This window comes from Chryseobacterium sp. TB1-D10 (genome assembly GCF_059803555.1).
This window is the reverse complement of sequence record NZ_JAPFHB010000018.1, coordinates 1-14,293: the sequence shown is the minus strand read 5'-3', so window position 1 is coordinate 14,293 and position 14,293 is coordinate 1. Positions and strand designations below refer to the sequence as shown.

11 protein-coding genes are annotated in these 14,293 nt (G+C 36.1%); 7 read left to right on the top strand and 4 right to left on the bottom strand.

Annotated elements, in window-relative coordinates; all coding sequences use genetic code 11:
- The first annotated feature begins 16 nt into the window (after window positions 1–16).
- The 6 genes from OPU68_RS17775 (at window position 17) to OPU68_RS17750 (ending at window position 6,539) form a co-directional block, all read left to right on the top strand.
- Window positions 17–1,174, top strand: a complete 1,158-nt coding sequence (locus OPU68_RS17775; RefSeq protein WP_498475262.1) for a hypothetical protein — start codon at window positions 17–19, stop codon at window positions 1,172–1,174.
- Window positions 1,175–1,356: 182 nt separating this feature from the next.
- The gene (locus OPU68_RS17770; RefSeq protein WP_498475261.1) at window positions 1,357–2,118 is read left to right on the top strand and encodes a 5'-nucleotidase C-terminal domain-containing protein; all 762 of its coding nucleotides are present in this window, start codon (window positions 1,357–1,359) and stop codon (window positions 2,116–2,118) included.
- A complete protein-coding gene (locus tag OPU68_RS17765; protein ID WP_498475260.1) occupies window positions 2,118–3,068 on the top strand; it encodes a bifunctional metallophosphatase/5'-nucleotidase in 951 nt (316 codons plus the stop codon). The genes OPU68_RS17770 and OPU68_RS17765 overlap by 1 nt, the downstream gene beginning before the upstream one ends.
- A gap of 1 nt (window position 3,069) precedes the next feature.
- Window positions 3,070–5,328 (top strand): type IX secretion system anionic LPS delivery protein PorZ, encoded by a 2,259-nt coding sequence (gene porZ, locus OPU68_RS17760; RefSeq protein WP_498475259.1) that lies wholly within the window; start codon window positions 3,070–3,072, stop codon window positions 5,326–5,328.
- A gap of 3 nt (window positions 5,329–5,331) precedes the next feature.
- Window positions 5,332–6,009 carry a DNA repair protein RecO gene (gene recO, locus OPU68_RS17755; protein WP_498475258.1) on the top strand — a complete coding sequence of 226 codons (678 nt, stop codon included), beginning with the start codon at window positions 5,332–5,334 and terminating at the stop codon, window positions 6,007–6,009.
- A 5-nt stretch (window positions 6,010–6,014) separates the two neighbouring features.
- Entirely contained in the window at window positions 6,015–6,539 is a 525-nt protein-coding gene (locus OPU68_RS17750) for a GNAT family N-acetyltransferase (RefSeq protein ID WP_498475257.1), read from the top strand.
- A 754-nt stretch (window positions 6,540–7,293) separates the two neighbouring features.
- Here OPU68_RS17750 and recG read toward each other — a convergent pair.
- The 4 genes from recG to OPU68_RS17730 form a co-directional block, all read right to left on the bottom strand.
- Complete coding sequence (recG, locus tag OPU68_RS17745; protein WP_498475256.1) at window positions 7,294–9,381, bottom strand: ATP-dependent DNA helicase RecG; 2,088 nt, start codon at window positions 9,379–9,381, stop codon at window positions 7,294–7,296.
- Between the two features lie 132 nt (window positions 9,382–9,513).
- Window positions 9,514–10,050 carry a thioredoxin family protein gene (locus OPU68_RS17740; RefSeq protein ID WP_498475255.1) on the bottom strand — a complete coding sequence of 179 codons (537 nt, stop codon included), beginning with the start codon at window positions 10,048–10,050 and terminating at the stop codon, window positions 9,514–9,516.
- A 38-nt stretch (window positions 10,051–10,088) separates the two neighbouring features.
- Window positions 10,089–11,600 (bottom strand): peptide MFS transporter, encoded by a 1,512-nt coding sequence (locus tag OPU68_RS17735; RefSeq protein ID WP_498475254.1) that lies wholly within the window; start codon window positions 11,598–11,600, stop codon window positions 10,089–10,091.
- Window positions 11,601–11,777: 177 nt separating this feature from the next.
- The gene (locus tag OPU68_RS17730) at window positions 11,778–13,526 is read right to left on the bottom strand and encodes a peptide MFS transporter (protein ID WP_498475253.1); all 1,749 of its coding nucleotides are present in this window, start codon (window positions 13,524–13,526) and stop codon (window positions 11,778–11,780) included.
- Between the two features lie 119 nt (window positions 13,527–13,645).
- Between OPU68_RS17730 and OPU68_RS17725 the strand changes: the two genes are divergently transcribed.
- On the top strand, window positions 13,646–14,128 hold the full coding sequence (locus OPU68_RS17725; protein ID WP_498475252.1) for a GNAT family N-acetyltransferase: 483 nt from the start codon (window positions 13,646–13,648) through the stop codon (window positions 14,126–14,128).
- The last annotated feature ends 165 nt before the right edge of the window (window positions 14,129–14,293 follow it).

Sequence of the window (14,293 nt, the reverse complement as noted above, 5' to 3'; positions counted from 1 at the left end):
GTGAAATAACCTTGAGATGTTTAAAATAAATGACCTTTTGCACCAGATAAGCAATATTCTTTCAAAAAATGTTAGTCTGAGTGAAATTGAAGGCCAGAAAGTTTGGAAAATATTTTGGGTTATTGTAGCATTGCTATACACTTTGTTTTTTTATCTGCTGTTTCTCAAAACTAAATTAGACTTTTCCCAATGGACCATATCGGATTGGCTTATCAATTATGAGGATGGCGGGTTTAAGAGGCGAGGATTGTCGGGGAGTTTTTTCTTTATGATTCAAGAGGCTGTAAATATTCCGCTCAAGGGTCAGATTTTTTTCATTCAGATTATTAGTTACGTCAGTTTTCTTTGGTTGATTTATAAAAATCTAAAAAAGAGGAAATTAGATTTGTTCCTGCTTGGGATTCTTTTATCACCGTTTGTTCTGCTTTATCCTATATGTACGATTGCCAATTCCGGACGCAAGGAGATATTACTGGTCTTGCTTTTCTATTGGTATGCTATGTCAGACAATAGAAAACTATATGACTGGATTACACTTATTTGTTATATAATCATCATTTTCATGCACGAGCTTGCATTCTTTTATCTTCCTTTCTTGATTTGGGTCAGCTATAAGAAAAATAATAACTCATTTGATCGTGTTTTCTCTATTGCTGCAATTGTATTGTCTTTTTTATCTGTTGCAGTCATATTTATCTACGGAGGGAATATTAATCAGGGAAAGAGTATTGCTTTGCTTTTAGAAAGAGGCGTTCGGCTGAATCCGGGAAATATATTTTCTCAAGAATTCGCTTATGATTTTAGTCACGTACTGAGATATAAATTATCTTTCTTTGTGCATCTTCTGGAGTTGGTGGTTATTGTTTCCCAGATCCTGTATTATGTTTATTATTTCCAGGGAAAATATTTCCGAGAATATTTGTCAGGCTTTATCATAAGTGTTGTTTGGAGTTTACCGCTTTACTATCTTGCCATAGATTGGTTTAGATGGATTTACATTTACAGCGTTTTCATGTTTCTCATTATTTTATTCCAAACCCCGGAAACCGGAAACTTTATTAATTCGAGAGGCGTAAAAGTCTGGCATTTGTTAATAACACCGATGTTGTTTGTATTGTTTTACCTTCATATGAATCACGATGAAATCTTGCAACGGATCCATATGTTTCTATAGTATTCTGCCTATCGATGAAATCGCAAAGGAAGAGCTGTACAATATTTGAAGAGCAAAGAGATAGTTTTTGTGCGGGCGGCATTGCTTCTCACAAAGAATTAATAATCCTGTAATATCTCTATTTTTTAAATAGTTAGTTTGAAAAGTCTAAAATCATTAGATTTGTATCCATATTTCTTTCAATGAAAAACAAGCTTTTTGGATTCGGGATCATTGGATTGCTGTTGGTAAGCTGCAAAACGCCCCTCAGTATTGCAAATATCCATACCGAGAAAAACATTTACATTAACGATCAGTTATCAGAAGATAATGCTATAGATGCAATTATCCAGCCTTACAAACACGATCTGGAAGGTAAAATGAATACCAAAATTTCCCACACCAATGTAGAACTTACGAAATCGGGAGATAATAGTAATCTTGGAAATCTTTTGGCAGATTACACTTTCGAAGGTGCAGATGAATGGGCGAAGAAAAATAATATTCCACCCATAGATGCGGCGGTTATAAATATTGGAGGAATCAGGACTATTATTGCAAAGGGCGATATTCTTACAAAGCAGATTTATGAAGTGATGCCTTTTGAGAACGAAATTGTTATCATCAAAATGAATGGAAAAGACCTGGAAGGTTTGTTTGATTATTACCTTAAAACTCAAAAAAACAATCCTGTTTCTCACCTTCTTATTGAGACAGAAAATGGGACTTTATCCCAAAAGCTGATCAATGGGAAAACAATGGATTATAATAAAACGTATTATATAGCAACATCAGATTATCTGGCTCTTGGCGGTGACAATATGTTTTTCTTCAGCAAAGGCGAAATGATCTCAACCGGAATTAAAATGCGAGATCTATTTTTGGAAAAATTCAAACACAATCCGGAAATCTCATCGCCAGACGATGTAAGACTGATTTTCAAAAATAAAAAATTGGAGGAATAATGCAAAGAAAAGAATTTCTAAAATATATTGGTGGAGGAAGCCTTGCATTGACATTAGCTCCCAATCTTTTGCTGGCAGAAGAACTTGATTTTATTAATAAAGAATCAACTCATAAATTGACGATTCTTCATACCAACGATCAGCATAGCAGGATAGAACCATTTGATGCTTCTTACACAAAAAACCCCAATCAAGGTGGTTTTGCAAGAAGAGCATCATTAATACAAAAAATAAGATCCGAAGAAAAGAATGTTTTGCTTCTGGATTCAGGCGATATTTTCCAGGGAACACCTTATTTTAACTTTTTCGGAGGCGAATTGGAATTCAAACTCATGAGTATGATGAAGTATGATGCTTCAACAATGGGAAATCACGATTTCGACAACGGACTGCAAGGCTTTCTAAAAGTTTTACCCAATGCGAAATTTCCATTCATCTGTTCCAATTACGATTTTAAAAATACTATATTAGACGGAGAAACAGAAGCTTACAAGATTTTCACAAAAAATGGAATCAAAGTCGGCATTTTTGCAGTTGGAATTGAATTGAACGGATTGGTAGGTAAGAAAAATTATGCAGAAACCATTTATCAAGACCCGATAGAAATCGCCCAGCATTATGCAGATTTCCTTAGAAAAGAGAAGAAATGTGATCTCGTGATCTGTCTTTCTCACATTGGATTTGATTATAAAAATGATCCCGAAAAAATGTCTGATAAACATTTGGCTGCAAAAACCTCCGGAATAGATTTGATTTTAGGAGGCCACACACATACATTCCTCAAAGAGCCTCTCACGCTTCAGAACAAAGATCATAAAAATGTCATTGTCAATCAGGTAGGTTGGGCAGGTATTTTATTAGGAAGATTGGATTTTTATTTTGATAAAAATAAGAATGTGAAAAATATTTCTTGGAATAATCAGTTAATAGATGAAAACATAATAGTTTAGGATGAAGAAAATTTTATTAATTATATCGTTTTTTACAACGCTTATGACAATCGCTCAGACCAGTAAATGGAGCGACTTGTTTTCGTATAATAACGTTTTAACCATCAGAAACGATGGAGATAGATTGATTGCTGCTACAGAAAATGGGATATTTTATTATTATCCATCTACAGGAGAGATAAGGAAACTTTCCAAAGCAAATGGTCTGCACGATGTAAAAATATCTGCTTTTGACTATAATGCTACCACACAAACAGGAATCGTAGGCTATCAAAATGGATCTTTGGATGTCATAACGCCAAATGGGATCTTCCTAATCGTAGATATTCCTTTAGCTACAGGATATAATGGAACCAAGAAAATCAATCATATTTCTATTAATGGTGATAGAGCGGTGATCTCTGCTGGTTACGGTGTATCTATTTTTAATGTTTCCAAAAGAGAATTTGGAGATACTGCATTTTTTGCGAGTGGTGGTGCTTATGAAGCCGTGAATGCATCTGCTATCAAAGATAACTTTGTATATGTTGCAACAGGTTTGGGACTGAAACGTCACGAACTCAATTCTACATTTGCCATCTACTCTGAATGGAATGTTGTAGGTTCAAATTTTATACAAGCTGGTAACTTTAGAAAGATTGATGCCTCAAGCATTGTAGCATTTGCAAGCGCGACTAAGGTAAAGTTTGGTAATGGAACAAACTTTTCTGAAATCTCAAGAACTTTTGCAGATGTCAGAGATGTTCGAGTTTCTGATAATCAAATCATCGTGACAGACCAAGCGCAGGTTTATGTATATAATACAAGTGGCGTACAGCAGAAGAACTTCAATGCTGGTGAAGAATTAAATACAGCATTAATGGATAATAATATGCTATTTACAGGAACGAAATTCTCCGGCATTTATAATGAACAAAAGAGTAGTTTGAAACCTGATGGCCCGTATAATAGCAGTTCTTACAAGCTTTCTCTGCTCAATAATCAAATTTGGGTATCTACGGGTAAAAGAGCAAGTTATGATGTCGCTCCAAATCCTTCTTTGTTAGGGTATTATCATTTTGATGGATCTAAATGGATTTATCCCAGCTACTTTCTTCAAAATCCTAATATCACTTTTAATATTTTAGATGTGGTTCCGAATCCATCCAATCCGTCTGAAGTTTTCTTTACAAATTACTCTCATTCGTCAAATAGTAAAGGCATCTATAAAATGACAAACGATGCATTTACTAAAAGTTATCTTACTGAACTTAATGCAATAGACCCTAACTATGGTCAATATATAAACAGACCTGTAGGATGCTCGTTTGATGAAAGTAATAATTTGCTTTGTTCTGTGTCTCACACACCCAAAGGTGTAGGATTCTACAATTATAACAGACAGTCAGATAGTTTTATTTTAACAGATATCCCCGTAAATCAAAATGTGCAAAAACCATTGACCAAGGATGGAATGATTTACATACCAGTTCCATTTACAAGTGGAGGGATGTTGGTGTATAATTATAATAATACTCCCACTACTTCATCTGATGACACATTCAAATTCCTAAATAAAAACAATAATTTACCAACAGATAGATGTGTAAGTGTTGCAATAGATAAAAATGATGATCTTTGGATTGGGACGATGGAAGGCTTGAGGATTTTATCAAATCCAAAATCAGCTATTTTAGAAGATAGCCCGCAGACAGATGACATAATAATTGAGGAGAATGGGTTAGCAGAGGAACTATTCCGCGATGCATTAATATTGCAAATAACATCTGATTCCGGGAATCAGAAATGGGTTTCTGTTGAAGGAGGAGGAGTTTTCTATCTCAGCCCAAATGGAGATAAAACAATCTATCACTTTACAAAAGCCAATTCTCCCTTACCCAATGACAATGTGACAGATATTCAAATTGATGAAAAAACCGGAAAAGTCTATTTCGCAACTTTAGATGGTATTATGGTATACCAAGGCGATGTAACAGAAGTAACTTCTAACTTTGGAGATGTTTTGGTCTATCCAAATCCTGTGGTTTATGCGCAATACAAAGGCAATGTCAGAATCCGAGGTTTGGCTGCGAAGACCAATATCAGAATTACAGATGTAGCAGGCAATCTTGTACATTCTGCAGTTGCAAACGGAGGGTATTTCGAATGGAATCTCAACAACCAAAGAGGTGTGAGAGTAGCTTCCGGAATCTATTATGTTCTAATGACCAACGAAGATGGGACTGATACTGCAACAGCAAAAATTGCAGTTGTGAATTAATAAATGACGCAAGAAGTTTTTTTACTGTCTTATACAAAATATGGAGATCACGATGCTGTTCTCCATTGTTTTTGTAGAGAGAATGGCTTTGAAAGTTTCTTTGCCAAAGGAATTTACGCTCCGAAAAATAAAAAAAAAGCTTTCCTTTTTCCATTGAACGAATTATTGCTTTACACGTCCGACAAGAAGAAAAGCATTCAGAATGTTCAAAAAATTGAGCAGAAAAATGTGGATTTTTTCAGTTCTGATATTCGGAAAAATTCGATTCTATTTTTTATTTCCGATTTGTTAAATCAGGTTCTGAGGAATGAAAATCAGAACGTTGGAATCTACTCCGAGATCTCGATATTCTTGAGTCAATTGCAAATCGATAATTTCCAGTCGCATTTGATTTTTATTTTCAGGCTTCTGAAACAACAAGGTTTACAACCATTATTCTCACATAAAACTTTCCTTAATCCCGAAACCGGAAACTTCGAAGATATCGAGATGCATCATTTTTTTGATAAGACAATTTCTGATATTTGGAAAGACCTTATCACGTCGCCAGACCCATATAGCATCAAACTCAGCCGAGCCGAAAAACAGAATTTTCTGGATTCGATATTGGTCTATTTACATTATCATTTTACAGATTTCCGGGAACCGAGATCTTTGGAAATCATCAAAGAGATTTTCTAATCCGAATGATTTACTTTTTACATTTTACAATTTCAATGATTATCAAAGCCACAGAAAAAGATATTCCGACCATCCAAAACCTCGCAAAAGAATCCTGGAAATCAGCTTATGCCAACATTTTGGAGCAAGAACAAATAGATTATATGTTAGGTTTAATGTACTCTGAATCGACCTTGAAAACCCATTTCGAAAACCCCAATTATCAATATTATTTGATTGAAGAAGATGAGGTCTTCCTAGGATTTATCGGCTTCGAATTTCATAATGAACCAGATAACACGAAACTTCATCGGATTTATTTTCTTAAGGAAGCACAAGGAAAAGGTCTCGGAAAAAAAGCTTTGGAATTCGTCAAAACTGAAACTCAAAAATCTGGTGACAAAAGATTGACCTTAACCGTCAATAAAAACAACAACGCCAAAAGTTTCTACGAATCCCAAGGTTTCAAAGTCTATGACGAAGCTATTTTTGATATCGGAAATGGTTATGTAATGGATGATTATCTAATGGAATTCATCATCGAAAAATAACTTTCAAAGCATTTTCAACCTTTGCAGATGCTTTTTTTGTGATTGATTTTCGCCTAGATTTAATGTTGAAAATGAATGAATGATGAACAACCTTGAAAACTTCAAATCATAGTTTGTCAACTTAAGAATTTTCTGAATTTGTTTAAAACCTGATTTTAAGTTCATTAATTGTAAAAAACAATTTCCGAAATCAATTAATCAAAGTAATGTTATGATGGTATTAATTCTCGTTGAAACTTATCTGAATTGATTCTTAAGTATTATTAATAAAGGGATAACGATTCATTAAAGTTTAATGTCAAGTATAATTTTAGATTTGTGGCAGAACGAAATCAAGCAGAATGCCTGAGAGTAAATTTTTCTTCATATACTATTTTTTTAAATTTAAGAAGTCTGTTATTTGTAGCAGACTTTTTTTGATGTCTGGAAAATTAGTACAAAACAGCAAATAATTATTCAGATGTGGCAACAAACCGTTCTGTGGAGGCTTTCAAACTGTTAGTTAAATCAATCAACCATTCCGTTGAGCCATTCAAGCATTTAGTTAAAGAATTCAACCAGTTAGTTGAAGAAATCAATCATTTAGTCAGGATAATCAACCATTTAGTTGAGGCGTTCAACCACTTAGTTGAGGCAATCAAGTGCATTTCGTTTGTAATCAGTACTTTACGATCTTTTCTAAAAAATGTTCTAAAGTGAAATAATGGTAGATATGGTTCATTGTTCAGACTTCAGGAGTCGATGTTTAATGAATTTAGCTAATCTGTGACCACTTATTCTTCCCTTTATACTGCTTGATGTAATATTGCTTCATCATCAGATTGTCGGGACGCGTGAGAAGGGCATCTTGTTCCAATATCTTTTCGACAGCCAGTTTCGAAGCTTTGATGATGGCCGAATCCTCTATCAAACTCAGTTTTTTGAAATCCACAACACCACTTTGCTGAGTCCCGAGAATGTCGCCAGGTCCACGCAATTCCATATCGACTTCCGAGATTTTGAAACCGTCAGTCGTCGCCACCATCGTTTTGATTCTGGTTCGGCTTTCCTTGCTCAGTTTGTCGCCTGTCATCAGGATGCAATAACTTTGTTCCGCGCCTCTACCAACGCGCCCTCGCAACTGGTGAAGCTGTGACAATCCGAATCTCTCAGAACTTTCTATCACCATTACAGAAGCATTCGGAACATTTACGCCGACTTCTATCACGGTTGTGGCGACCATAATTTGCGCTTGTCCCGATGCGAAATATTGCATATTAGCATCTTTCTCCGCAGGTTTCATTCTGCCGTGAACCATCGTTACATTGTAGCTTTTGAAGAAATTCATTACGCTTTCCAAACCTTCCATTAGATTTTTGTAATCCAACGTCTCAGATTCTTCAATGAGCGGATAAACGAAATAGATTTGCCCGCCTTTTTCAATCTCTTCTCGGCAGAAATTATAAACCGAAAGTCGGTCTTTTTCTCGACGATGGGCTGTGATAATTGATTTTCTTCCAACCGGCATTTCATCAATTACAGAAACATCCAAATCGGAATAAAAACTCATCGCCAAAGTCCGTGGAATCGGCGTTGCGGTCATTACCAAAATATGTGGCGGAATATTATTCTTTGCCCAGAGTTTCGCCCGCTGAGCGACTCCAAATCTGTGTTGTTCATCGATGATTGCCAAACCAAGATTCTGGAATTTCACTTTGTCTTCCAACAATGCGTGTGTTCCAATCAGGACGGAAAGTTGTCCGTTTTCCAGTTCTTCGTGAATGATTTTCCGTTCCGCCGTTTTGGAAGAACCAGTCAGAAGTCTGACGTTGATATTCGTATTTTGAAGTAATTCTTTGATGGAATTAAAATGTTGCTGAGCCAAGATTTCCGTCGGCGCCATCAGACAGGATTGAAAACCGTTGTCCATCGCAATCAGCATTGTTAATAAGGCAACCATAGTTTTTCCCGAGCCAACATCTCCTTGAAGCAATCGGTTCATTTGGGTCGACCGTTTCATATCAATTCTGATTTCTTTCAGAACTCGTTTTTGTGCATTCGTTAATTCAAATGGAAGATTGTTTTCATAAAAATTGGTGAAATATTCGCCGACAATTGGAAACGGACTTCCGAAGGATTTCGTTTTTTGATGAAGTTTCTTCAAGCCATAACCGAGCTGGAAAAAGAATGCTTCCTCGAACTTCAATCGTCTGTTGGCTTCATCAAATTGTTTTAAATCTTTCGGAAAATGAATGAAATAATAGGAATTCAATCGTCCAATCAGCTTCATCGATTTCATCAAATAATCCGGCAGATTTTCCTGAATCAAATTGGGTAAATCTTTCAGTAGATTGAAAATAACGGTTTGAAATAATTTATTCGTGATTCCTCTTTTCGTCAACTTTTCACTTCCTGGATAAACCGGGAGAAGCGTTCCCTGCAAAGCTTTTTTCTCATCAACCTCAATTTCCGGATGTGGCATTGAGAAGTTTCCATTAAAGAAATTAACCTTACCAAAAATGAAAATCTCCTGATTCAATGGAATCGCATCTTTCATCCAATTCGTATATCGGAACCAAACCAAATCCATCGTTCCGGTCTCGTCACGGAATTTCGCAGACAATCGTTTTCCCTTCTCGTAAACAACTTCCTGGATGTCCGTGATTTTTCCCTTCAGCTGAATATCTGCCTCTGTATCTTTGGCGATATTTCCAATTTTATGGATTTTACTTTTATCGATGTATCGGATTGGGTAAAAAGTGAGCAAATCTTCTACAGTCGAAATCCCCAACACGTTTCTGATGAGTTTTGCGCGTTCGGTGCCGATGCCTTTGAGAAATTCTATGGAAGTTTCTAATGTCAAGAAAGGAAAATTTGTTCCGACGAATTTCGGGAATTAAAATCTAACCACAAAAGTCACAAAAGAAAAACGCAATATTTGTCATTCTGAAGGAATCTGAATTTCACTTTTCTCTTGAGGTAGTTTAAAAAAATATTATTCCTTAATCTTCGATTTAAACTTCTTCTGATAACCTTCCCATTCCTGTCTTGATTTTATCGTCTTGTACTCATTAGAAGCAATCATTGAGAAATACGGTTCCACTTCTTTCGCTTTTAGAAATCCGGAAAGACTGGTAATCGGGTCGGTTTTTTCATCAAGAAAGACCATTGTCGGAATCATATTGATGTTCATATATTTGGAAAACTGATGAAGCGTGGATTTGCCTTTTTTGCCTTTATATTCGGGGTTTGTAAACTTATGCCCAAGAAAATTAACGGTGGAATTTCCATCACTTTCAAACTTCACGGCGTAGAAATTTTCATTGATGATTTTTGCAATCTCAGGATGATTATAGGTTTTTTTGTCCATTTCTTTGCACGGCTCGCACCAGTCTGCATAGAAATCGATAAGGATTTTCTTTGGTGCCTTTTTCTGAGCTTCCAACGCTTGGGAAATCGTCATCCATTTGACTTGCGCCATTCCAAAAACTGGAATCAGGAAGAGAATTAGTAAAGTTGTAATTTTTTTCATCTGTGTTTGGATCGTTGAAAAAGATTTTAGTTAAATCATTATCTCACCTCTTGCATTAGTTTTTTCACGAGTGGAGAAATCAAAATTAGCACAACGCCTGCAATTAATGCGTATAAACCCAATTGTTTGTATCCATCGGTGTAAGTGATGAGGGCGTCGTAATTGTTGGCGCCGGTTTTTACTTTTGCCATTCCTGCACCGATTTGTCCTGCGACATATTGACCGTAAGCAGAAGCCAAAAACCACATTCCCATCATCATTCCCTGAAGTTTCTCGGTGGAAAGTTTTGTCATAATAGATAATCCAATGGGAGAGAGGCACAATTCCCCAAAAGTAATTACCAGTAAAGCAATCGTAAAAATATTAAGCGAAGTAATTCCTTGTAAAGTTGCAAAGAATTTGGTCGCAAAAAGCACGTAATATCCCAATCCAAGAAAAATGAATCCTAAACCAAATTTAATTAATGTATTGGGTTCTAGCTTTCTTTTGCTCAGCCAAATCCACAACAAACCAACGATTGGCGACAGAAAAATAATGAAGAAAGCACCTCCGGAATTATTCACGCCATTGGGGTCTAATCCTAATAAATCTTTGTTCAGATTGTTTGCAGCAAAAATACTCAGTGAACCTCCGGATTGCTCATAAATTCCCCAGAAAACGATGGAGAAAATGATGAAAACTAAGGCTGCCCAAAGTTTGTTCCTCTCGGCTGATGTAACTTTTGTCATTTCATAAAACAAATAAATCAGCGTCAAAGGGCCAACTGTCCACATAAAATAATCTGTGTATTGCGGGACAGAAACCATTATCATAATTAATGGAACAAATATTAAAGATAAAATATAAACACTGTACTCATTCCATTTTGCCAAGGCTGAGAAAGTACCGTCTGAGTTTAATTTTTGAGGTTGAAGTCCGATTGGTCCTAATTGTCTTTGAGTGAAAATAAAATTAACCAGACTAATTACCATCACGATGGCTGCCAATCCGAAAGCCACATTCCATCTTTTGTGTTCTGGGATTAAACGTGACAACATTTCGCCTTTTCCGATGGCAATGCAAAGATAACCGCCCAAAAGTGCGCCAAGATTGATTCCGGCATAGAAAAGTGAAAACCCAGCATCGGTTCTGGAGTCTCCGGATTTGTATAATTTCCCTACCATTGTGGAAATATTTGGTTTGAAGAAACCTGTTCCTACAACTGTAAATGCAATTCCCAAGAAGAAATAATCGTGAGGATTAATAGCGAGAATCACACTCCCAATTATCATTAAGAAACCACCCCAAAATAGAGATTTCCTGAATCCTAAAATCTTATCTGCGAAAAGTCCACCAACGAATGTAAAAGCATAAACGAATGCTTGTGTTGCGCCATATTGTAAATTCGCTTGTTCATCATCGAACTTGAGTTGTGAAATCATAAAGAAAACGAGCATTCCGCGCATTCCATAAAAGCAGAATCGTTCCCACATTTCGGAGAAAAAAAGCGACCAGATTTGTTTTGGATATTTCCCTTTGAAATCCTGTATTTGTTCGAGAGTTAGGTTCATAAATGATGAATGGTAATTGATTTAATTAGTGACTCATTGTGTCACGAATTTATTTTATTAAAAAGTTACTAACTCAATTGTTGACGAATGAGTCAACAATTGTGATTTAAGCCATACGAATTTAACAAAAAACCACCGAATATTCGGTGGTTTTATAATTTTATGTTTTGTCGGATTTTAGCTTAATCCGTGCATCATTTTCTTTAATCTCGGAGATAGAATTGCTAAGATTACAGCAGCGATTCCACAAAGTACAACGAATACCATAAAGAACTCAAACAAATTATGAATTTCTACACCAGCAAAAGTCGTGTTGGCGATTGGCAATTGTTCTTTTTCGAATAAGGCAACTTGCTCAGGAGTCAACGTTACTTTTTTGTCCAAAACGTCTTGAAGATTTACACCCAATTTTTCAGCTTTTACAAACTTATCTCCTGTTGCTGGGATGATTGCTCCCAATGAACCAGCTAATGCATAACCAGCGGCATTAGAAATAAAGAATACACCATACAATAAAGAAGCAAATCTTTTCGGAGCCAATTTCCCTACCAAAGATAATCCGATTGGGGAAAGACAAAGTTCTCCCATTGTTTGGATTAGGTATAATAACATCAGCCATTTGATAGCCAATAGTCCGGTATTTCCAAGGTCTTTTACGTTATAAGCGATAATGAAATATGATAAAGCAATCAATGCCAAACCAATCGCTTGTTTCATTGGAGAAACCGGCTCTTTTCCTTTAGCTCTCAATTTATCCCAAAGCAAACTGAATGGTAAAGCCAATGCCACAACGAACAATCCGTTGAAAATCTGAACCATAGATGGCGGCATATTCCAACCAAAAATATCTCTGTCGGTTTGATTATCAGCAATGAAAGTTAATGATGAACCAGCTTGTTCAAATGCTGCCCAGAAGAAAATGATAAAGAAAGAAACGATATAAATTACCCAAATTCTCTGTCTTTCTACTTTATTTTCAGCAGAACTCATAATCAGGAATGCCAATGAAATCCCAGCTGCGTAGATAAATGGATAAATAATTCCTTTAATCAATTGTCCCATTCCTACAGAGCTGAAACCCAATTCGCTTACCAAAATATATCTGAATACGAAGAAAAGTGCAACGAATAACAATGCTGCAATTCCCATATTTTTACCAGCGAATTTTGCAGTTTGTGTTTCGCCTTCTTCAAAATCTTCACTAGTGTTGTTTTTCGGTAATCCACCAATTGGTCGACCTTCAGGCGTTACAACGTATTTATTTTTAAGGATAAAGAAAGTGACCGTTCCTATCAACATTGCGATAGAAGCCGCCAAGAATCCCCATTTGAAAGCGAAAATATCTCTTACACCACCAGCATCTTTCACATCACCTAGATAAGGACAAATGAACTGACCCAAGAAGGCTCCGATGTTAATTCCCATATAGAAAATCGTAAAAGCAGAATCCAGTTTGGACTTTTCCTGCTTTGGATAAAGACTCCCCACCATCGATGAAATATTCGGTTTGAAGAATCCGTTTCCGAAAATAATGATGAAAAGTGCCAGCCACATTAGTCCTTTTGCGCCTCCAAGATTTGTGGAAAATGTTGAAGCACTGAAGAATAATAACAATTGGCCAAGCGCCATCAAAGTTCCGCCCACCAAAATTGCATTTCTGTTTCCGATATATTTATCAGCAATGAATCCGCCTAAAAGTGGCGTCAGATAACACAGAGCTAGAAATCCTCCATAAATAATTGCGGCATCTGCTTCCTTGATTAGAAGAGAATTTACCATAAATAAAGTAAGCAAGGCTCGCATTCCGTAGAAATTGAAACGCTCCCACATTTCCGTACCGAAAAGTACCCACAATCCTTTTGGGTGTTTCGTTGATTTCACTTCCAGTTCCTCAAATTTAGAATTCAAAGTTTCTGCGTTATCCATATTTTCAGTGTTAATTTTTGTTAAGATTAGCAAATATAGTTTTTTTTCGGAAACACAACGAGAATTCCTCTTTTCTTATTGGTTCAAAGATTATTATTTTTGTAATTAATATTGATAATATGAAAATCAGAAAATCAAATCCCGAGGATATCAACGAAATAATGAACTGCATCAACACAGCCAGAAAGCTGATGCGGGAAAGTGGAAACCAAATCCAATGGACAAACGGATATCCTTCCAAAGAATTAATGTTGGAAAGTATTCAGAATGGATTTAATTTTTTGATTTTTGAAAATGATGAGGTTGTTGCAACGTTTGATTTCATAATCGGCGACGATCCAAATTATTCATTGATAGAAAACGGAGCCTGGCTGAATGAAGAAAAGTACGCCGTCATCCACAGATTAGCATCCAACGGAAAAGCAAAAGGCATTGCGCAATTCTGTTTTGAATGGTGTTTTTGCCAATTCCCGAACATCAGAATCGATACGCACGAAACCAACATCGCGATGCAAAAAGTTCTGGAAAAACATGGTTACCAAAAATGTGGAATCATTTACGTTGCTGATGGAACTCCGAGATTGGCTTTTCATAAAATATAGTGAAATAATAATTTGGGCAGCTTTATCCGCCTTCCACTCCCGCTATTTTTTGCCATAGCTTTTCCAGCCACCAAAAAAAGAGCTCCACTCCTTTAGATTTGTAATAATAAAATATGATTGGGAAAATATTAAATTTAGAAAGAGAAAAGCATTTAATTAAACTTT